Origin of the sequence: Bacillus thuringiensis (genome assembly GCF_001182785.1) — a bacterium.
GTDB classification, from domain to species: Bacteria; Bacillota; Bacilli; order Bacillales; family Bacillaceae_G; genus Bacillus_A; species Bacillus_A thuringiensis_S.
Genome location: NZ_CP012099.1, coordinates 2,870,204 through 2,890,868, shown reverse-complemented (window position 1 = coordinate 2,890,868; position 20,665 = coordinate 2,870,204). Strand labels below are relative to the sequence as shown.

Below are 20,665 nucleotides of genomic sequence, written 5' to 3'. Positions count from 1 at the left end.
TCAATATTTTTTTGTTTGCGTTTTCAATTCTTTGTTAGTGATATGTTTTTATTGTTAGAAAATTAAATAAATAGATTGATTTCATTTCGAATGTTTGCTAAATTGATAGTTAATTAAGCATACTAACATATTACGAGTAAAGTTGAGGCGAGTTATGGTACAGTCCATTGATCGAGCGATAAGTATTATTAAATTATTGAATTCTACAAATGAAAAAGAGTATTGGGCTATTTCTGATATAGCTGATGGAACACATCTCCCGGTTAGTACAGTACATAGATTACTTAACTCTTTAATGGAGCATGGGTTAGTTACACAAATTTCAGAGACAAAACAGTACAAAATTGGACCAATGTGGATGGAAATAGGGTTACGTCAATTGGAGAAGGTAGACTACAGATCTGTTGCAAGAGAAGTGATGAAACGTTTGGCTGCTGAAGTGGAGGAAAGTGTCTATTTAAATATTCCAAACGGAACACATTCTATTATCATTGAAAGAATTGATAGTCCTTTAAAAATTCGAGTTATCGATAATCTAGGGGAACAAATTCCACTTTCAATTGGTGCCGCAAATAAAACGATGCTTGCCAATATGAAAACGAATGAAATGGAACATATTGTAGAAAATTTACTTTCTTCATTACCAGAACAAAAGCAAATTCTTCTTAATCAAATAAAGCAAATAAAAAATGAAGGATATGCTGTCAGTTATGGTGAAAAAACAGAAGGGACAGCTTCAGTAGCTGCACCTATTATCGGATTTAATCATAAAGTAGTAGGAGCATTAAGTGTTGGATTAATTAGTCATCGTATTAATGATGATCGACTATCTTTTCTTATTAGCAAGGTAAAACAAGCAGCTCATGAAATATCAATAAAAATCGGCAGTACATCAGAAATATAATTTTGATAGCTGTCGTCATTTTTTATTCGTATACTGGAATTTGTTTTCATAATGCGGAAAAATAGGGGGATTTATATGTCAAAGTGGCAATCAAAAGAACAATTGATTCAATTATTAAGCAGTCTTGTTGAAATTCCTAGTATTACCGGTTCAGAAGCTGAAGTAATATTGCCAGACTTTGTTGTGGAACAATTATCTGAATTACAGTATTTCAAAGAAAACCCGCAGCATTTACAAAAAAAAACGACAGGGGACGGACGATATTTTGTTACAGCACTAGTAAAGAAAAGCGATAGTACAAAAAATACTGTAATTCTAGTAAGTCACTTTGATGTTGTAGATGTACAAGATTACGGAGTGTGGAAAGAAGATGCATTTAATCCTAAAAAGTTAACATCTATGTTTTATTCTCATAAAGATGAACTTCCAGACCATGTACGTGAAGATATAGAACATGGAGAATGGCTGTTTGGTAGGGGAACAATGGATATGAAATGCGGCCTTGCATTACAAATGGCAATGATTGAACAAGCATGTGAAGGAAGATTCGATGGGAATGTTCTTTTATTGGCTGTACCAGATGAAGAAGTGAATTCTGTAGGGATGAGGGCCGCTGTTCCGAGACTGTTAGATTTAGCAAGAGAGCATAACTTAGATTATAAAACGGTCTTAAACTCAGAGCCTATGTTTTCAAGACATCCTGGTGACCAAAATAAGTATATTTACACTGGCTCTATTGGTAAAGTGTTACCTGGTTTTCTTTGCTACGGAAAAGAGACACATGTAGGTGAACCTTTTGCAGGCTTAAATGGGAGTTATATGGCCTCATTAATAACAGCAGAATTAGAGTTAAACACAGACCTTTGTGATATTGTAGAAGGGGAAGCGAGTCCTCCGCCAACTAACTTACTTCAAAGGGACTTAAAAGAGGATTATTCTGTACAAATTCCACATCGTGCAGTTACATTATTTAATTTGTTTTTATTAGAAAAATCAATGACAGATGTAGTTTCATTGTTACGTCAAAAAGTAACGAAAGTGGCAGAGAAAATAGAAGATTCGTATGAAAAACATGCATATCGTTTTTCTAAATATAATCCGTTCATACCACCTAATCTCAAAGTAAATGTATTAACGTATGAAGAGCTTATCACATATGCAATTGAGCAACATGGACAAGAAAAAATAAATCATATTCAATCTAATATTATAAAAAATAGAGAAGATAAAGATGATCGTGCGGTAACGATTGATTTAGTAGATAAATTAGCGATTTTATGTAAAGAAAAGGCACCGATGATTGTACTTTTCTTCGCTCCGCCGTACTATCCAGCTGTGAGTTCACGCAACAATCCTTTAATAAAAGAGGTAGTTGTAGAGATGGAAAAATATGCACACTACAATCATAAAATTACATTTGAAAACCAAAATTATTTTGGGGGGATTTCAGATTTAAGCTATGTAGGCTTGCAGTATCCACTGGATTCAATGAGTTCGCTTGTAGACAATATGCCATTATGGGATAAAGGTTATTCAATTCCGCTTCAGGAATTAGAAGAATTTGATGTTCCAGTATTAAATATGGGGCCGGTAGGAAAAGATGCACATCAATGGACAGAACGTCTAGATGTAAACTACGCATTTGAAACACTATTAGATATGTTACCGAAATGCATTGAAAAATTATTAGTTTCTAATAAAATTACACAATCATAGTAGGGAATAGGTAAGGGATAAAACAGAGCCTTTAAAGAAGATTCGAATTAAATTATTTTAATATAATTAAAAAACGAAACAGCCAAGCTCAATTATATATGAGTTTGGCCGTTTATCATGTAGTGAATTTTTAATTAAATTCATGTGAATTCATAGCTGACGTAATCTCTTTTATAGTTTTACTTTTTAGTTTGACCAGATAGTTCAACAGACTTTTGCGTACAACGTTGCATAGCTGAAATAATCGCTGTTCGTAATCCTTTTTCCTCTAATGTCGCTACAGCTTCTATTGTCGTTCCACCAGGAGAACAAACCATATCTTTCAATTCACCTGGATGTATTCCTGTTTCTAGTACCATTTTTGCAGAGCCTAACACAGCTTGAGCAGCGAATTTATATGCTTGATTTCTTGGCATACCATCTAGTACAGCAGCATCTGCCATCGCTTCTATAATCATATATACATAAGCTGGTGAAGAACCACTTACGGATGTGACAACATCCATTAATTTTTCATTTACGATCTCTGTTTGACCAAAACTATTGAAAATGTTTAGTACATCTTCTAAATCTTTTTCTGTCACCATTTCATTAGGGCATAATGCAGACATTCCTTCTCCAACAAGAGCAGGAGTATTAGGCATTACTCTTACAACCTTTAATTTTTGATTAAAGGCATTTTCAGTACTTTCAATACTTTTCCCAGCAGCGATCGTAATGATGATAGCATCGTTTTTGATTACTTCTTTTATTTCATTAATTATTGATGCGTATAGGTCTGGTTTGATTGATAAAATTAAAATATCAGCATTTTTAGCTACTTTATTGTTGTCGGTAGTTGTAGTTAGCCCATATTTTTCACTAGCATTTTTTAAATTAGCAGTGTTTAAATCTGAACAAATAATATGATTTGAAGACACTATATTTTTGTTTATCATTCCGCCAATCATAGCCATTCCCATATTTCCGCAACCGATGAATCCAATTTGTTTATCCATAATAACTCAATCTTGCTCCTTTTATAATCAATTATATCGGTTTGATATTATTATCTTAGAATAAGAATAACATCCCTGTGCAATATAAAGAAACATTCTAAGAGAATATATTCCTTTTTGCAACAATAAAAGATAAAAATTAATTATATTCGACATTATGTAAATATATACACTATAATTTAAGGTTTTATGTTTATGAATATGAGTTAAACTTATATCAATTTGTATTTTCATTCAGTAGGGCAATAATTTCATACAAGTAACTTGTGGCTCTATTTATTTTTTAAAATACCTCTTGACACCGAATCGAACTATATCGCATAATATAAAAAAATTAGATCGAAAATCGTTGAAGGGAATTAGTACATATGTCTTCTTGCGAAAGAGAGTGGAATTCACCGGCTGAAAGATTCCTCGTATAGAATGTATCGAACCTATCCCTGAGTCTTAAATGAAAGTTTAGGCGTTCGCCTGCGTTATAGGCACCAAGTGGATATCTATGTATATCAATTAAGGTGGTACCGCGGAACAATGACCGTTTCGTCCTTTTTATTTTATTAAGGGCGAAGCGGTCATTTTTATTTTGCTCTTAAATACTTCAGTGCTGCATTGATGAGAATAGATATAGTTGCAAAGTGGATGAAGTGTAAATTATAAAAACTTTGATTTTAGACTTGGGGGATAAAAAAGTGAAAAAACAACGAATTGTTGTAAAGATTGGAAGTAGTTCCTTGGCAGATAGTCATGGAGGCATCTCAACAGAACAGCTTTCAGATCACGTTGCTGCATTGGCTCGGTTGAAAGAAGATGGGCACGAGGTTGTGTTAATTACATCTGGAGCCGTCGCTGCAGGTTTTTCAGCGCTAGGATATCCTAGCAGACCTGTAACGATTAAAGGGAAGCAGGCTGCAGCAGCTGTCGGACAAAGTTTGTTAATGCAGGCGTACACGGAGGAATTCCGTAAATATGGCATCGTTACTGCGCAACTTTTGCTGACGAGAAGTGATTTTTCTAGAAAAGAACAATATAGTAATGCTTATGCTACTTTAGGAGAATTACTAAACCGTTCCGCTCTTCCAATTATTAATGAAAATGATTCCATCTCTTTAGAGGAGCTGACGTTCGGTGATAATGATATGCTGTCAGCTTTAGTAAGCGGGCTTGTTTCGGCGGATATGCTTATGATCTTTACGGATGTGAACGGGTTATATGATAAAAATCCTCAGAAAAATGCGGATGCAAAAAAATATTATTTTCTTCCTGAAGTTACGGAAGAAATTTCTTCTCTTGCAGGAGATGCCGGCTCAAAACTTGGGACTGGCGGTATGAAATCAAAAATCGATGCTGCAAAGACAGCACTCTCTCTTGGTGTGAGTGTATTTATCGGAACAGGACGTGGCCAGGAAAAGTTTGTAGATGTTTTGAAGGGTAAGGGGGATGGAACGTATGTCGGTAATGCTCCTCAAAAAGAAATGAAGATGAACAAGCAATGGATTGCCTTGCATTCGCTTGTTAACGGACAAATTGAAGTAGATGCTGGGGCAGCTACTGCCATCATTCAGCATGGAAAGAGTTTACTTCCAGCTGGTGTTACGAATGTATCAGGATTTTTCCAAGTGGGTGAAGTTGTAGAGGTTGTAACGCAACAAGGGCGCGTAATAGGAAAAGGACAATGCACATATAGTGCAGAGGAACTAAGAGATGTAAAAGGTATGCAAAGCCAAGATATTCAGTCAAGAGGCGAGAGACATAGTTATGAAGTCATCCATAGGGATCATTGGGTTTCACTTTAAAAAGGAGGAAATAAAAATGAATGAAGTGTTGGCAAAGGGGATAAAAGCAAAAGAGGTTGCTAGAGAACTTGTGCTTAAAACTACAGATCAAAAAAATGAAGCACTTGCTGCAATTGCTAATCAGTTAATAGTAGAAACAGCTTATATTTTAGAAGAAAACAAACGGGATATTGAAGAAGGTAAGGAGAAAGGATTTTCCGATTCTCTCCTTGATCGTCTTATGCTAAATGAACAGCGCATTCTTGATATGGCTGAAGGTATTAAGCAGTTAATTGATTTACGTGATCCTGTTGGAGAATGTGTAAGTGCATGGGAACGACCAAATGGACTATCTATTCAGGAGATGCGCGTACCACTTGGTGTTGTCGGAATGATATACGAGGCGAGGCCGAATGTGACAGTAGATGCTGCTACAATTTGTTTAAAAACAGGAAACGCAGTAATACTGCGTGGTAGTTCTTCTGCTATCCATTCTAACAAAGCCATCGTTAGCGTGATTCACCGTGCGCTTAAGCAAACTAGCTTGTCTTCAGAAAGTGTACAGCTCATAGAAGATACAACGAGAGATAGTGCAAAACAGTTGTTTACATTGAACGAGTACTTGGATGTTCTTATACCAAGAGGCGGTAAACAATTAATTGATACAGTAGTGAGAGAAGCGTCTGTTCCAGTACTTGAAACAGGTGCGGGAAATTGTCATATATTCATTGATGAAACAGCAGATAAACAAATGGCGTTTAATATTATTATTAATGCAAAAACACAGCGTCCATCTGTATGTAATGCAATTGAGACGATTGTACTTCATGAGAATTGGGCAGAGCAATATGGTAGCGAGTTGTTTTCTTCATTGAAGGAAAGAGGAGTGGAGCTACGTGGTGATAATAAAGCAGTGGCGATTGATCCTTCTATCTTAATTGCGACAGAAGAAGACTGGGAAACAGAGTTTTTATCTCTCACACTAGCAGTGAAAGTGGTTTCCACTGTTGAAGAAGCGATTCATCATATAAATACGTATGGATCTATGCATTCTGAAGCGATTATTACTGAAAACGAGGAAAATGTCAGCAAATTTTTCACCTCTGTAGATGCCGCGGCACTTTATCATAATGCATCGACTCGTTTTACAGATGGATCCGAATTTGGATTCGGAGCGGAAATTGGTATCAGTACACAAAAGTTACACGTAAGAGGACCAATGGGGCTTCCAGCATTAACTTCTACAAAATATGTGATTCGTGGAAATGGACAAATTCGAAAATAATAATAAAAGACACTCAATTGGCTTGGGTGTCTTTTATTATAAAAATTATTTACCATACAAATAGCCCAACGAGCATAGCACTTAATAAAGAAACAGCCATCCCGCTAACAAGAAGCTTCCAAACATTTTTACCGATGACTGATGATTTTTCTCCGCCAAATAATGAATTGTAAGTTCCGTAAATCATACCTACTGTACTAAAGTTAGCAAAAGAAGCTAGAAATGTTGTTGCAACCGCAACCGTATGCGGTTGTAGCGACTTTAAGTTTGATTTTAAATCCATCATTGCAACAAATTCATTCGTCGTTATTTTGATCCCCATTAATTCAGCTACATACATAGCATCACTGCCTGATAAACCAAGTAAAAATGCAAAAGGACTAAAGATAATGGAGAAGATTTTTTGAATTGTTAACCCCGTTACAAAAAAGCCTAAAATCCCATTTAAACATGCTGTTAAAGCTACATATCCAATTACCATGGCTAAAATAACGATAACCATATTCATTCCAACTAACATACTGTTTGAAATAGTAGAAAAGAAATCTTTTTTTTCATGTTTGGAAGGTGTGTAAACAACGTCTTCTTCTTTCGAAACTTCCACAGGATTTAATACATTGGCTAAAATTAATGCGTTAATACAGTTTAATGGGATTGCGCTGAAAATATATGTTGCTGGAACCATTGATAAATAAGCACCAAGAATGGATCCGCTAACGCTACTCATACTCATAATTCCAAAAGTCAACAAACGATTTTCTTTTAAAACAGATAATTGATCACGAACAACTGCAAGTGCTTCGGTGTTCCCTAAAAACATCATTTGAATGGAAAAGAAACTTTCCAACTTTGGCAAACGAGAAATCTTTGAAATAACTGCACCTACTTTATCAATAATCCAAGTTAAGATTCCAAAATAAGAAAGAATATCAAAGAACGTGATAACAAAAATGATAGGAAGTAACGCGCTAAAGAAGAAATCAATGTGTGGACTGTCCATAGCGGAAGGAAATGCAAAGCGAATACCTTCATTCGCACATGCCAGTAGCCAACTGAAAAATGACGCAATTTTATTAATGATAATACTGCCTAGCTTTGTGCCCAACATAAACCACGTAATAAAAAGCTCCAATATGATGAGGATTACAATTGGTCTCCATTTTATATGTTTTTTATTAGGCGAACATAAGAAAACGATTAATATGACAACGAAAATCCCTAACATATTTAATATGAAATGCATGTCAACCACTCCTTGAGCTTTATTATTTGTATATAAAAAAGCTCTTATTCTTCTTAATTTAGAATGAATGTGGTTTAATTTATATTTTTGTAAATCCCAAAAATATAGAAGGATAAATTCGATAAAAATAGAATTTAATACATAGCAAACAAGGAGGAGATAAAAATGGAGGTCTATCACATAAAGAGTAAAAAGAGGGAAACATACAACGTTCAGGTGAAATATTCGATACTTTTCGAATGTGCACTTGGCATTGCAGCAATTACTCATAAAAGGTTAATTGATACTCTTGAAAAGACTGAAAGTGAATGGAAAGGAATTAGACAATCATTAACAGATGAGATGGAAGAACACTTGCAGTTTGTAGAAGAACATAATACGTGGAAAGCATTGCTTCAGTTATTGTATGAAGAGGATTTTCAAGATTTATCGCAGTTTAATTTTAAAATTGATTTACTTTCAGAAGAAGATTTGAAATTTATATGTTTACCGTTTTTAGGGGAGAAGTATGAAGAGAAAAGACGTTTAGCCGCAAGTAGAGATGTAACTGCAATACATGAACTAAAGGAATTAACGCAGGATCATCCGTTTTTTTCTACTTATATTAGCTTTATATGTGATGTAGATGTACAAGTGCTGAAATCTCATTTAATCACTGTAATGACAGGTTGGTATGAGAGCATAATTAAGAAAGAGGAAGAAGAAATACTTTCTATATTAAAACGAGATTATGAAGCAAAAAATGAAATGAATAAAAAGATGAAACCGGAAGAGTTTGTCGAGTGGGCGACTGGCGGAGTGAACTATATGCCAGAGCCAAGTGTTCATCACGTACTTCTTATTCCGCAAATGACGTACAGACCGTGGAATATTGAAGCAGATATTGAAGATACGAAAGTATTTCATTATCCAGTTGCGAATGAAAGCATTCATCCCGAAGATCCGTATGAGCCGAATTATTTTTTAGTTCAAAAACATAAGGCTCTTGGGGATGAGGCGAGATTGCGAATTATAAAAATGTTGTTTGAAAAAGAACGTACATTACAGGAAATAACGGAAAGATTGCAGCTTGGTAAATCGACAGTACACCATCATTTGAAATTGTTACGTGCAGCGAAGTTAGTTGATATACATGACGGAAAGTATGTATTAAGGAAGAAAGCAGTGCAGTCGTTAGCGAAAGAATTAGATGTATTTTTAAATAGATAATTTACAACGAGAATGTACATAAAGGGAGGAATTTAAGAGAAAAGTTGGTGAGCTATAGTGAAGAGTGTATTGAAAAATCGTTCTTTCTTTTTTATGTGGATTGGTAGTGCAATCTCAGAATTAGGAGGGGCTTTCGGAACGTTATGTAATTCAATTCTAGTATATGAGTTAACAGGATCGGAAATGGCTTTAAGTAGTATGTGGCTATTATATTTCATCCCATCACTCATACTGCAATTAATAAGTGGCCCATTTATTGATAAATGGAGCCGAAAGTGGATTATGATTTTTTCACAATGGATACGATCATCCGTATTCTTATTACCTTTGATGATGCTAGTTACAGGTAGTATAGAAGTTTGGCATATTTATGTTGTTCAAATTGTAGTGGGACTTATTACACCTCTTTATACACCTGCGAGTCAGGCAATTACACCGAGCATTGTAAGTAAAGAACAACTTCAAGACGCAAATGCGTATATTGATGGAATGACTCGTCTCATGATGTTTCTTGCGCCAGTATTAGGTGGAGTAGTAATTCATTTCATTGGAACAGAACTTACATTATCTTTCGTATGTATTTGTCTATTTGTTAGTGGTGCTTTCTTACTTTATATAGAAGAAAGGAGAACTACAACAGATATACGAAAAACGTGGCTAGAACAATTCCTTCAAGGTTTTACATATTTTTTTACAAAACCAATCATCGTTTGGCTCGGTATATTTCTTACTTTCGTACAGTTTGGAGTAGGGGTAACGATGGTTACAAATCTTCCATATATAAAAGATGAGCTGTCAGCGGGATATGCAGAGTTCGGCTATTTCATGGCAGGTTTTCCACTTGGCTACGTAATTGGCTCAGTATTAGTCGGAAAAGTAACATATAAAAGCCGGCGTATACTTATGCTTGGAGGATTGTTTATAGGGGGACTCACATACATTTCGCTAGGGTTCAATCATAGTATTATCATTGCAATAATAATTGAAGTAATAGCAGGGATTTGTATTGCATTTTTCAATGTTCATAACACGACAATATGCCAACAAACCGTCCCAAATAATATGATAGGACAAGTATTTTCAGTGCGTTTATTTTTTATACGATCCGCTATGCCATTAGGTGTGTTAGTAGGGGGAATATTGAGTGAAATGTGGGGAGTAAGAGCGCTATATGTAATCATCGGTGCAATTATATGTGTTACATCTTTAATAGGGATGTTACTTCCGTATTTCAAATTTTTAGATGAGGCGATAGAAAAGAAATCAGCATAATTCAAAAAATTAAAACTTTACAATTGAAAATAATTATCATAATCAATTATAATAGAAGAATACTAGTATTCGTATAACAAAGAGGGAGTGGGATATATGTTTATCGAAACGAAAACATTTACAGTAAAAGAAGGTACATCAAATATAGTTGTAGAACGTTTCACTGGAGAAGGTATTATTGAAAAATTTGAAGGCTTCATCGATTTAAGTGTTCTCGTGAAAAAAGTAAGACGCGGCGACGAAGAAGTTGTCGTAATGATTCGCTGGGAATCTGAAGAAGCATGGAAAAACTGGGAAACAAGTGAAGAACACTTAGCTGGACATAGAGCAGGCCGTGGTAAACCAAAACCAGATCATATTATTAATGTGGATCACGCAGTTTATTATGTGAAATCATCGAAATCGGCTTATCAGCAGTCTTAATATACAAGCAGAGGATACATGTTGTAGAAGCAAACATGTATCCTCTTTTTTATTACTGGGGGGATGGGAATGATAGGAAATCTTTCATTCATTACATATGAACAATATAAAAAATTAGTGCAAACAATAGTAGCGGAAGTCTTATCTATGGAAAAGGTAAATGGATTCATGCTAATTGGATCTGTCGCAAGAGGCGATGCATATCCTGAATCTGATTTAGACTTCTATATTCTTTTAGAAGACGGACAAAAGAAGAAATTTCATTCTGAAATGAGAGAAGATATTTTAGTTGAATATAAGAGTGCAGATTTTAATCAAATTCAAGTAAACTTTAAAAACAATCCGATGGAACTATACTCATTTCTAGAAGGGAAAATTTTGTTTGATAAAAGCGGTGAGTTAAAAAAGTTAAAGGAAATAGCTACATATGAATTTGAAAACTATCGTGTTTCAAGTGACAAAATGAAGGGCATTTCTCATTGGTTGCATAGTTCGCTTATTAAAATTCAATCTGCTTTAAAAGCAAATGATGAGTTAAAAGCTTCATACTTAGTTCATACATCAACTTGGACATTGTTAGAAGGGATATGGGCTATTAATAATAAGCCAGTACCGCCAGCGGGATCTGCTTTAAGGTATATTCAAACGTTGCCGAATAAGCCAATTCATTTAGATGAGTTACTTAATAAACTATTTTTAGGTGATACAACAGAGCGCATCCCTTCAGCAATTTTCTTGGTTGAGTGGGTTCTACACAATTTGGAAAATAAATAATGGAGCTATTTTATATAGGTACATTAATATTTCACGTCGAACGGTTTATATAATTGCAGTCATAAAAAACGTTCTAGGCTATGGAGAAAAGTATTAGACTTATAAAGCATAGTCTTAGACGGAACGCTTGAATATCTTACCTTGCATATTTAAGTGTTATGAAAATGAGTCTACATACCCTCTGCTGAAAAGGAGATGAGTGAATGAAGTTAAATCATTTGAATTTATGTGTTGATGATTTATCAGAAGCGAGATATTTCTTTGAAACATTTTTTGATTTTCAATTTTTGGAGCAAAAGGGAAAGGCACTAGTAGTGATGAGTGATGAAAGTGGATTTATACTTGTGCTAAGTGATCCAAAAGCATTTAAAGGGAATAAGGAAGTTACGTATCCGGAAGCTTTTCATATTGGTTTTTTAGTGGAAACTACAAATGAAGTGGATCAAGCGTATAATCTTTTAGTAGCAGGCGGCATTGAAATAGATAAGGAACCTTATTCGATGCGAGGTAGTAGTTATGGTTTTTATTTTACAGTATTTAATGGCTTATTAATTGAAGTGTCTTGTCTTAATTATAGAGAAGGTAAGAAAATTTCAAAGCTTAATAGTAATCACCAAGAGTAATCATTTGAAGGTGTATAAAATTTAAGTATGTATCATATTAGAAGACGAATTAAGAAAGTTTCACTGTAAAGTAAAAAAGACAGACTAATAAATAGTCTGTCTTTTTACATTAATTCTTCACATCATCATAAAGTTCAAGCGCCTCTTTCACATTCAATCTATTCTTCACAATACCATGTATTGCTTGAATCATCGCAGCTGGGTGCTCAGATTGCCATATGTTTCGGCCCATGTCTACTCCGATCGCGCCTTCTTGCAGTGCATTGTACGTAATGTTTAATGCGTCTTCGATTGAATCTAGTTTTGGGCCACCCGCGATGACAACTGGGGCAGGGCATGTGCTCGTTATTTTTTCGAATCCTTCGCAGTAATACGTTTTAATAATATCAGCACCCATTTCAACACATACGCGGGAAGCAAGTGCTAGAAAGCGAGCTTCACGTTTTTGTAATTCCTTTGCGACTGCGGTAATACCGAGTACTGGTAGGCCGTAATCGTGAGCTTCAGAAACTACATTTGCGAGATTCGAAACAGTTTGTGTTTCATAGTCTGATCCGACAAAAACAGAAACGCCAACGCCAATTGCGTTTTGCTTCACTGCTTCTTTTACAGGTGTAACAATTGTTTCATTCGCTAAATCTTTACCGACGACAGTAGCGCCGCCAGATACACGCATAACCATCGGTGTACTGCAGTTTTCAGGAATACAGGAGCTAAGTACACCGCGCGTTAAAAAGAGGGAGTCTGTATAAGGAAGTAAGTTTTTTACTGTTTCAAGTGGTTGTTCTAGTCCGTGAATTGGTCCTAAGAAATATCCGTGATCTATTGCTAACATAACCGCTCTACCATCAGGTAAAATTGTATTTAATCGATTTTTAAATCCCCAAGTCATTCGAAATCACTCCTTCGTTAATGTTGGATTTTCCGTTTGTACCGTATCTTTATTTGGTAAATGTGGTGACTTTATAAAAACAGCTTTAAAAGGTTTATCAGAATGGTTAATCAGATAGTGAGATTCATGAGGGCGAACTTGCAGGACATCACCTTGTTTAATCAGAACTCTTTCGTTATTTACATAGAAGTCTATTTCACCTTCTAACGCATAAAAAACTTCTTCACACGTTGTATGATAGTGATTTTGAAACTCTTGCCCAGGCTGAATGACAACAAGACCAAGATCAATATTCGGGCCTTGTATTAAATATTTCGGCCCGTTATCACCGAAGCGATAGGAGAAATCATTTTCATTCGCTTTTAACATACAGTTCACTCCTTTATGTAAATGAGTTACAGTGCACCAGGTGCAATCCACATATGTGTTGTAAGTCCTTTGTCAGCTAAAGCGAGCTGACTGCTATACACGGTTTTCCATGTTTCATAGAATTCCTTGTATAGCTCGTGATTTTCAGTGATTGGTTCAAATGTATTTTCCCACTGTACAAATTGTTCGGCAGTCTCTTCCATAGATGAATATATGCCAGCGCCAACTCCAGCAGCAATCGCAGTTCCTAAAGCAGCTGCTTCTTTCACAACTGGTACTTTTACAGGTATGCCGAGTACGTCTGATAGAATTTGTGGCCATAGTTTCCCTTTAGCCGCACCGCCAGCAAAAACAACTTCAGAAGGGAATGTACCAGTAAGATTTTCAATTAGTTTTAAGTTTCCAAGTGTAACGAAGGCCGCATTTTCTTCAATAGCACGGAACATTTCCTTTTTTCCGCATTTGTCAGCGTCTAAACTTAAATTTAAGAATGAAGGTGCGGCATGACGCCAAGAAATGTAGTTCATAACGTTTGAAAAAGTAGGGATAATACCATATGAACCTACAGGTACGTCTTTCGCTTGTTCTTCTAATAATTCATAAGCGTCTACACCGAGTTTTTCAGCGAACTTTTTTTCTTCTTGGCAAAAAGCGTCTCGAAACCAACGCATAACGAGGCCAGGGAAAAAGGCAATCGTTTCATATTGCCAAAGGTTCGGAACGACGTGACAATTTACTCGAATTGCAGCATTTGGATCCGTTGTTGACTCTGTAATATTCACTTCCTGTTGCCAAAAGCTGCCGCCGCATATTAAAGTTTGATTTGGCTTTACGACTCCAGTCCCGAGTGCTGCCATTTGAGCATCACCGCCGCCAGCGACGACAGGAATCCCTTCAAGTAAACCAGTTAGTGCTGCACACTCTTTTGTAACATTACCAATCACAGTGCCAGCTTCATTTACTTTTGGTGAAAATGGCAACGTTATACCACATTCTTTAGCGACATCGTTATCCCAATTTCTATTTTGTAAATCAAAGATTCCGGACGTACAACCGTTGGAAGGGTCGATTTGCAGTACGCCGCTTAATTTATACAAAATCCAATCATTTAACATCGTAAAGGAGTGAATATTGTTGTAGACGTCTGGTTCATGTTTTTTAATCCAAAGTAGACGTGGTAAAGCACTCAATGAAAAAGTTTGCCCAGATTTTCTGTATAAATCTTCTTCAAGATGTGAGCGGATTTCTTTTAGCTCACTAACTTCAGCGGATGCACGGCCATCAACATTTGCACATGCCCATATTTCTTGCCCATTTTTATCATATAAAACAAAACCTTCTCGCATACTTGTAGCGCTAATAGCTTGAATAGAAGAGGGAAGTATATTACTTTTTTGCAGAACTTCTTTCGTACACTGTTGTACAAGTTGCCAGTTTTCTTTTACATCAAAATTCATAGAACCGGGGTAACGAGGATCAGTTTTATGAACCCATTCTTTTTGGCTTACTGCAATTTGATTGCCATGTAAATCAAAGAGAACAGCTCGTATGCTTCCTGTACCAGCATCGAAAGCTAATAAAGTAGACATTAAGAATCACCTTCCTTTCTTAATAAGGAGAGCGCAGTTTCTTCATCAGTAATTAATGTATGAATAAATCTCCCTTTTAAAGCCCCATAAATGGCATCTATCTTTTGAGTACCTCCAGCCACACCAATGACATGCTTCATACTGCGAAGAATCGTAAGTGGTGTGCCAATTAGACGATTATGATGCGAGAGCTCTAATAACTCACCATTCGTATTATAAAACTGTCCTAAAATATCGCCCGCCCCATTTTGACTTCGAATATATGTCATTTCACGTAGCGTTAATTTTTCTTCTTTTACAATCGTAGCGTCTTGAGATAACCCGCCAATACCGACAACTGCTGTATGTGCAAGTGAAGCGACATGAAGCATATCTTTCACACTTGGTTCTGATAAAATACTTTGTGCCATTTCAGTAGAAGATGCTAGAAAAGGAGTAGGAATAATATGAAGATCACCTTGCATGTAGTGTAAATAGTTTTGTTTTCTTGGAAGATAGTGGTTTACTCCGCCTGTTAGCGTTACGAATGAAAGATTAATAGAACTTTCAAAATGAATGTTTTCTAGCATTTTACTTATTGTTTCACCCCAGCCGATGCCGAGTAAATCACCTTGTTGGAGATGAGTCTCTAAATATTGTGCAGCGGCTTTTCCGAGAGAAGTAGCATAATTGTCTATTGGAGTAGGGATAATAAAGGCATCTTTCAAGTGGAACTTTTTCATTAAGTCACGTTCAATGCTCAAGCAATGCAAACCGGTTCCTTTTACGTGAAATGTAACGATACCTTCACTGCGTGCCTTATCTAATAACCGGACGACTTTATTTCTTGAAATATGAAGAAGTGAAGCAATCTCTTGTTGTGTTAATTGATCTTTATAATAGTACCAGGCTACTTTAGTTAATAAATTTTCTTCAAAGTTCAGCTGTGACATACTCTTCATCCCTTTCAACAATTGACCAATGCTTAAACATATGTGTCACATATTTTGTTTATTCCAGTTGAAACGATTAATAGTACATTGAAAAAAGTGTTCTAGATATGAAAAAAGGAATATACAATGCTACAAAACAAGTAGAACAAATAATCATTTTCTCAAAAAATGTTCTGGATAAAGGCAGGTGACATCATGTGGAGAATGTGCCCTTATTACAATTGAAGAAAATGAGTAAGGCGTTTTCGAATCAACTTGTGCTAAAGGAAGTGAACTTACAAGTAGAGCATGGTGATATATACGCTTTAGTTGGTGGCAATGGCGCCGGGAAATCGACATTAATGAAAATATTAACGGGGTTATATTCGTATGATGATGGAGAGATGTATGTAAAAGGAATGAAGCAACAGTTTTCAAATCCGTCAGAAGCACATAGAAAAGGTATTTATTTAATACCGCAAGAACCACTCATTTTTCCGCATATGACTATTGAAGAAAATATATGTATCGGGTTAAAAGAAAAGAAAAAGAAACTAAGAGTACAGATTCAGCAATTGATTAACAGTCTAGGGTGGGATATTGACCTTTATGAGTTAGGAGCATCATTATCCATTGCGCAGCAACAGTTAGTAGAAATCGTTAGAGGATTAATAAGAGAAGCTGAGATTCTTATTCTAGATGAGCCAACATCGACATTAACAACACACGAAATTAAGAGTCTTTTTGTGTTGATGAAAAGTTTACAAGAAAAAGGAATTGGGATGATTTATATTACGCATCGTTTTCCAGAAATCTTTGAAATTGCTAACAAAGTAGCAATACTACGTGATGGAATGATTGTAAGCCAAGGTGATGTATGTGACTATACATATGACATGCTAATGGAGGGACTATTGCCAAAAGGATATAAACAGAAGGAGAAAATAGAAGTAGTTCAAGAGACAGCAAGGACGAAAAAAATATTAGAAGTGGTTGATATAAATGGTCACGCATTCAAAAATATATCATTCACTGTACATGCGGGAGAGGTTGTAGGTGTTGCTGGCATTATAGGATCTGGCAGAACGGAATTAGCAGAAGCGATATTTGGATTGAAAACTATAAAATCAGGGTCTATCTTATTAGATGGAAAATCAATTGATACGTGTTCTTTGCATAAAAGGCTAGACGAAGGACTAGTTTATGTGCCAGAGGATAGGGCGAGGAATGGAATTTTCTCAATTGCTTCTGTTAAAGAAAATATTGCAGCAGCAAGTTTATATCAAAATAATCGCTTTTTTATAAATCAAGAAAAAGAAAGCGCTTTAGTTAATTTGTTTATAGAACAATTCCGAATTGTTGTACAGAATATGAATGAAGAACTCGCATCTTTATCGGGAGGTAATCAGCAAAAAGTCGTACTTGCGAAATATCTCGCGTGTAATCCAAAAATCATTATTCTTGATGAACCGACTCGCGGAATTGATGCGAAAGCAAGGCTTGAAGTGTATGAGACGATAGAAAAAATGAAAAGGGAAGGACTCGCCATATTATTCATTTCTTCAGACGTTGAGGAAATTGTCCAATTAGCTAACCGTGTATACGTCATGCGAAATGGTCAATTTGTTTCTCATTTGGAGAAAGAACAAATAAGTTTAGAAGAAGTTACACGTCTTGCATACGGAGGTGTAGCGAAATGAAACGTATGTATAAAATGCACGAAATGTCTATCATACTGTTACTACTAATCTATATAGCTATTGTCGGGATAATAAATCCTAATTTTGTTCAGTTTAACTCATTATCATTAATGATGAAATCAAGCGTTATTTTAGTCGTTCTAGCAATTGGCCAATCGTTCGTTTTATTTACGAAAAATATAGACGTATCAGTTGGCTCAATTATGGGATTAAGCGCGGCAGTTTGCGGGATGTTGTTAACGAACGGGTATAATGCATTCATGTCAATTCTTGCTGCGATAATGCTTGGTGCTATTATCGGTTTCATAAACGGGATTGGCGTTGCAAAGTTTCGGGTACCAGCCATTATTATGACATTAGGCATGTTAGGAATTGTTAGAGGTGCAATGTTAATTTTCACAGGCGGGAAGTGGATTGAAGATATTCCAAACGATTTTAAGCAGCTGTCATCTATCATCATTCTTGGTTTACCTATAACTGTATGGTTCGTTTTTATTATTTTACTACTACTATACTTTTTTTTAAGAAAAGTGCCATTGGGAAGATACTTTTATGCAGTAGGTGATAATGAAGATGGCGCGAGGCTTATTGGTATACCTGTTAATAAAGTGAAGATATATGCGTTTATGATTTCAGGCATAAGCGCTGCGCTCGCTGGTTGCATATTTGTTATGAATATCGGGTTCGTCCCAAATCAAACAGGTACAGGATTAGAATTACAAGTAATCGCAGCCGCTGTACTAGGAGGAATTCATTTAAAAGGAGGAACAGGTTCTATATTTGGAGCTGCATTAGGAGCGTTATTTTTAGAAACAATAAGCAGCTCACTCGTCTTTTTAAAAATACCAGCATTTTGGAATAATGCCATTTCAGGTTTTTTATTATTACTCATCATCATATTAGATAGTGTTATGAAAAAGTGGAAGGCAAAAAGGAGGATGAATCTATGAAGTATTTATATAGATGGGAAGGGGTTCTAATTGTATTACTTCTTATAGAATTCATCCTTTTTAGTTTTATAAATAGTGATTTCTTAAATATTAGTAATCTCCTTTTTAGTACAAATGATTTCCTATTTATCGCAATTGCGGCGATACCAATGACTTTCGTTATTGTAACAGGAGGAATTGATGTATCGGTCGGATCAATAATGGGGCTCACTTCGATCTTGATTGGTGTACTTTGGATGAACGGAATACCTATTTTGTTTGCTGTCATAATCGCCCTAATAATTAGTTGTTTAGCAGGCGCTTTAAACGGACTCATTATAAAAATGACGGATGTAGAACCACTCGTCGTTACACTCGGAACGATGTTTTTATACGGAGGAATTGCACTCGTCATTTCAGGAGGAGCAGGTGCTTCTGGGTATGAAGGAATAAGCGGTTTACCTGACACATTTGTACAACTGGCAAACGGTAGTTTTATAGGAATACCGAATTTATTATGGCTACTGATCGTATTAACAGTTTTATATACTGTATTATTTCACCGAACTATATACGGGCGCCATGTAAAATTAACAGGAGCGAACGAAAATACAGCAAAATACACCGGGATTAAAACGAAAAAAGTAGTCATTATCGCTTACATACTTTCTGGGTTAGGAGGTGGATTAGGAGGTGCTTTCTTAACCGCATATTTTGGTTCCGCACGTGCTGATATGGGAAATGAAACAATTTTACCAATCATTACAGCAGTCGTATTAGGCGGGACACTTATTACGGGAGGAAAAGGAAGTATTATTGGTACTGTACTAGCGAGTATTTTTATTGGGCTCATGCAGTATGGTTTGCAAATGACGGGTTTAACAAATGAACAATCCAACGTAGTAATTGGTATGATTCTTATTCTTTCAGTTATTATGAGACATTTCAAATTACATCAATTCTTAGCAGGGAAAAGACGAAATTTGCATAAGGGGGAAATGTCATGAAGAGAAAACTAGGGATTGTATTGATTGTATGTATTTGTTTAATTGGTTTAATCGCTTGTTCCAGTCAAACGGCAGATAAGAAAAAAGCTGATGATGTGAAATTTGCATTTATCCCGAAGTTAACTGGAGTTGGCTTCTTTACATCGGGAGGTGAAGGAGCAAAGGAGATGGGAGAGAAGCTAGGCGTACAAGTGAAATATGATGGGCCGTCTGAAGCGAGTGTATCAGGGCAAGTAAAGTATATAAATAATTTTATTAACCAAAACTATGATGCACTTATGGTTTCCTCTACATCAGTTGATGGTTTATCGCAATCATTGCAACGTGCTAAGAAAAAAGGAATGACCGTCTTAACGTGGGATTCTGATGTGAATCCGAAAGACCGTTCCTTTTATATCAGCCAAGGAACACCAGACCAACTTGCTAACTTATTAATTGAAATGACTTCTAAGCAAATTGGAGATAAAGGAAAAGTAGCCTTCTTTTACTCTAGCCCAACAGTAACAGATCAAAACCAATGGGTAACGAAAGCGAAAGAAATTATTAAAAAGAAATATCCGAACTGGGAAATTATAACGACGCAGTACGGTGAAAATAATGCACAAAAATCTTTATCTGTAGGGGAGAACATATTAAAAACGTATCCAGATATTAACGCAGTTATTTGTCCAGATGCAACAGCACTCCCAGCCATGGCGCAAGCAGCTGAAAACTTAAAAATGGATAAAAAAGTAGTGGTAACTGGATTTTCTACACCGAACGTTATGCGTGATTATGTAAAACGAGGAACAGTACAACAATTCGGATTATGGGATGTCAAACAGCAAGGTGCGTTGGCAACTTATGTAGCAAATGAAATTGTTGTAAAAGGAAAGAAGTTAAAAGTAGGGGATAGCTTTGAAGTAAAAGGAATCGGAAAAGTGAAAGTAGAGCCAAACTCCATTCAAGGATATGATTATGAGGCAGAAGGAAACGGAATTATCGTATTGCCAGAACGAGTTGTATTTATGAAAGATAATATTGATAAGTATAATTTTTAATAGACAAAA

19 protein-coding genes and 1 other annotated feature are annotated in these 20,665 nt (G+C 35.8%); of the genes, 13 read left to right on the top strand and 6 right to left on the bottom strand.

Annotated features, from left to right (window positions below; all coding sequences use genetic code 11):
- Positions 1 to 154 precede the first annotated feature (154 nt).
- On the top strand, positions 155 to 904 hold the full coding sequence (locus AC241_RS14980) for an IclR family transcriptional regulator (protein WP_043936197.1): 750 nt from the start codon (positions 155 to 157) through the stop codon (positions 902 to 904).
- A gap of 51 nt (positions 905 to 955) precedes the next feature.
- Positions 956 to 2,620 (top strand): M20/M25/M40 family metallo-hydrolase, encoded by a 1,665-nt coding sequence (locus AC241_RS14975; protein WP_155417063.1) that lies wholly within the window; start codon positions 956 to 958, stop codon positions 2,618 to 2,620.
- A 179-nt stretch (positions 2,621 to 2,799) separates the two neighbouring features.
- Here the strand turns inward: AC241_RS14975 and proC are convergent, their stop codons facing one another.
- On the bottom strand, positions 2,800 to 3,618 hold the full coding sequence (proC, locus tag AC241_RS14970) for a pyrroline-5-carboxylate reductase (RefSeq protein ID WP_050844064.1): 819 nt from the start codon (positions 3,616 to 3,618) through the stop codon (positions 2,800 to 2,802).
- A 340-nt stretch (positions 3,619 to 3,958) separates the two neighbouring features.
- Positions 3,959 to 4,169: a binding site (T-box leader), on the top strand.
- A 138-nt stretch (positions 4,170 to 4,307) separates the two neighbouring features.
- On the opposite strand from proC, the gene proB reads away from it, so the two are divergent.
- Both proB and AC241_RS14960 read left to right on the top strand, forming a co-directional pair.
- Positions 4,308 to 5,411, top strand: coding sequence for a glutamate 5-kinase (gene proB, locus AC241_RS14965; RefSeq protein ID WP_050844062.1), 1,104 nt, complete (start codon positions 4,308 to 4,310; stop codon positions 5,409 to 5,411).
- Positions 5,412 to 5,427: 16 nt separating this feature from the next.
- Positions 5,428 to 6,675: a glutamate-5-semialdehyde dehydrogenase gene (locus AC241_RS14960; protein ID WP_050844060.1), complete on the top strand. Its 1,248-nt coding sequence runs from the start codon at positions 5,428 to 5,430 to the stop codon at positions 6,673 to 6,675.
- Positions 6,676 to 6,724: 49 nt separating this feature from the next.
- On the opposite strand, the gene AC241_RS14955 is transcribed toward AC241_RS14960, so the two are convergent.
- A complete protein-coding gene (locus tag AC241_RS14955; protein ID WP_000545482.1) occupies positions 6,725 to 7,918 on the bottom strand; it encodes a NupC/NupG family nucleoside CNT transporter in 1,194 nt (397 codons plus the stop codon).
- A 165-nt stretch (positions 7,919 to 8,083) separates the two neighbouring features.
- Here AC241_RS14955 and AC241_RS14950 point away from each other — a divergent pair, with 165 nt between their 5' ends.
- From AC241_RS14950 to AC241_RS14930, 5 genes are all read left to right on the top strand, one after another.
- The gene (locus AC241_RS14950; RefSeq protein WP_016081151.1) at positions 8,084 to 9,127 is read left to right on the top strand and encodes an ArsR/SmtB family transcription factor; all 1,044 of its coding nucleotides are present in this window, start codon (positions 8,084 to 8,086) and stop codon (positions 9,125 to 9,127) included.
- Between the two features lie 57 nt (positions 9,128 to 9,184).
- Entirely contained in the window at positions 9,185 to 10,399 is a 1,215-nt protein-coding gene (locus tag AC241_RS14945; protein WP_016081152.1) for an MFS transporter, read from the top strand.
- A gap of 96 nt (positions 10,400 to 10,495) precedes the next feature.
- Positions 10,496 to 10,822: a heme-degrading monooxygenase HmoA gene (gene hmoA / locus AC241_RS14940; protein ID WP_000469498.1), complete on the top strand. Its 327-nt coding sequence runs from the start codon at positions 10,496 to 10,498 to the stop codon at positions 10,820 to 10,822.
- 69 nt (positions 10,823 to 10,891) lie between these two features.
- The gene (locus AC241_RS14935; RefSeq protein ID WP_016081153.1) at positions 10,892 to 11,596 is read left to right on the top strand and encodes a nucleotidyltransferase family protein; all 705 of its coding nucleotides are present in this window, start codon (positions 10,892 to 10,894) and stop codon (positions 11,594 to 11,596) included.
- A gap of 203 nt (positions 11,597 to 11,799) precedes the next feature.
- Positions 11,800 to 12,219, top strand: a complete 420-nt coding sequence (locus AC241_RS14930) for a VOC family protein (protein ID WP_050844058.1) — start codon at positions 11,800 to 11,802, stop codon at positions 12,217 to 12,219.
- Positions 12,220 to 12,328: 109 nt separating this feature from the next.
- On the opposite strand, the gene lsrF is transcribed toward AC241_RS14930, so the two are convergent.
- The 4 genes from lsrF to AC241_RS14910 are packed head-to-tail and all read right to left on the bottom strand — an operon-like array spanning position 12,329 to position 16,019.
- Positions 12,329 to 13,111 (bottom strand): 3-hydroxy-5-phosphonooxypentane-2,4-dione thiolase, encoded by a 783-nt coding sequence (gene lsrF / locus AC241_RS14925; RefSeq protein ID WP_000219780.1) that lies wholly within the window; start codon positions 13,109 to 13,111, stop codon positions 12,329 to 12,331.
- Positions 13,112 to 13,117: 6 nt separating this feature from the next.
- Positions 13,118 to 13,480, bottom strand: a complete 363-nt coding sequence (locus AC241_RS14920; RefSeq protein ID WP_016081156.1) for a cupin domain-containing protein — start codon at positions 13,478 to 13,480, stop codon at positions 13,118 to 13,120.
- 26 nt (positions 13,481 to 13,506) lie between these two features.
- Positions 13,507 to 15,069: an autoinducer-2 kinase gene (gene lsrK / locus AC241_RS14915; RefSeq protein WP_016081157.1), complete on the bottom strand. Its 1,563-nt coding sequence runs from the start codon at positions 15,067 to 15,069 to the stop codon at positions 13,507 to 13,509.
- Positions 15,069 to 16,019 carry a sugar-binding transcriptional regulator gene (locus AC241_RS14910; RefSeq protein ID WP_141553222.1) on the bottom strand — a complete coding sequence of 317 codons (951 nt, stop codon included), beginning with the start codon at positions 16,017 to 16,019 and terminating at the stop codon, positions 15,069 to 15,071. Before AC241_RS14910 ends, lsrK begins: the two co-directional genes overlap by 1 nt.
- Before the next feature lie 179 nt (positions 16,020 to 16,198).
- Here AC241_RS14910 and AC241_RS14905 point away from each other — a divergent pair, with 179 nt between their 5' ends.
- From AC241_RS14905 to lsrB, 4 genes are read left to right on the top strand one after another with little or no spacing between them, the layout of a single operon-like run.
- The gene (locus AC241_RS14905) at positions 16,199 to 17,680 is read left to right on the top strand and encodes a sugar ABC transporter ATP-binding protein (RefSeq protein WP_016081159.1); all 1,482 of its coding nucleotides are present in this window, start codon (positions 16,199 to 16,201) and stop codon (positions 17,678 to 17,680) included.
- Positions 17,677 to 18,630 (top strand): ABC transporter permease subunit, encoded by a 954-nt coding sequence (locus AC241_RS14900; RefSeq protein WP_050844056.1) that lies wholly within the window; start codon positions 17,677 to 17,679, stop codon positions 18,628 to 18,630. Before AC241_RS14905 ends, AC241_RS14900 begins: the two co-directional genes overlap by 4 nt.
- A complete protein-coding gene (locus AC241_RS14895; protein WP_048565503.1) occupies positions 18,627 to 19,616 on the top strand; it encodes an ABC transporter permease in 990 nt (329 codons plus the stop codon). The genes AC241_RS14900 and AC241_RS14895 overlap by 4 nt, the downstream gene beginning before the upstream one ends.
- Positions 19,613 to 20,656, top strand: coding sequence for an autoinducer 2 ABC transporter substrate-binding protein LsrB (gene lsrB / locus AC241_RS14890; RefSeq protein ID WP_048565504.1), 1,044 nt, complete (start codon positions 19,613 to 19,615; stop codon positions 20,654 to 20,656). Before AC241_RS14895 ends, lsrB begins: the two co-directional genes overlap by 4 nt.
- The last annotated feature ends 9 nt before the right edge of the window (positions 20,657 to 20,665 follow it).

Coding starts and splice junctions, on each gene's coding strand:
- AC241_RS14980 (WP_043936197.1), top strand. CDS start 155: ATGGTACAGTCCATTGATCGAGCGATAAGTATTATTAAATTATTGAAT.
- AC241_RS14975 (WP_155417063.1), top strand. CDS start 956: ATGCGGAAAAATAGGGGGATTTATATGTCAAAGTGGCAATCAAAAGAA.
- proC (WP_050844064.1), bottom strand. CDS start 3,618: ATGGATAAACAAATTGGATTCATCGGTTGCGGAAATATGGGAATGGCT.
- AC241_RS14960 (WP_050844060.1), top strand. CDS start 5,428: ATGAATGAAGTGTTGGCAAAGGGGATAAAAGCAAAAGAGGTTGCTAGA.
- AC241_RS14955 (WP_000545482.1), bottom strand. CDS start 7,918: ATGCATTTCATATTAAATATGTTAGGGATTTTCGTTGTCATATTAATC.
- AC241_RS14950 (WP_016081151.1), top strand. CDS start 8,084: ATGGAGGTCTATCACATAAAGAGTAAAAAGAGGGAAACATACAACGTT.
- hmoA (WP_000469498.1), top strand. CDS start 10,496: ATGTTTATCGAAACGAAAACATTTACAGTAAAAGAAGGTACATCAAAT.
- AC241_RS14935 (WP_016081153.1), top strand. CDS start 10,892: ATGATAGGAAATCTTTCATTCATTACATATGAACAATATAAAAAATTA.
- AC241_RS14930 (WP_050844058.1), top strand. CDS start 11,800: ATGAAGTTAAATCATTTGAATTTATGTGTTGATGATTTATCAGAAGCG.
- lsrF (WP_000219780.1), bottom strand. CDS start 13,111: ATGACTTGGGGATTTAAAAATCGATTAAATACAATTTTACCTGATGGT.
- AC241_RS14920 (WP_016081156.1), bottom strand. CDS start 13,480: ATGTTAAAAGCGAATGAAAATGATTTCTCCTATCGCTTCGGTGATAAC.
- lsrK (WP_016081157.1), bottom strand. CDS start 15,069: ATGTCTACTTTATTAGCTTTCGATGCTGGTACAGGAAGCATACGAGCT.
- AC241_RS14900 (WP_050844056.1), top strand. CDS start 17,677: ATGAAACGTATGTATAAAATGCACGAAATGTCTATCATACTGTTACTA.
- AC241_RS14895 (WP_048565503.1), top strand. CDS start 18,627: ATGAAGTATTTATATAGATGGGAAGGGGTTCTAATTGTATTACTTCTT.
- lsrB (WP_048565504.1), top strand. CDS start 19,613: ATGAAGAGAAAACTAGGGATTGTATTGATTGTATGTATTTGTTTAATT.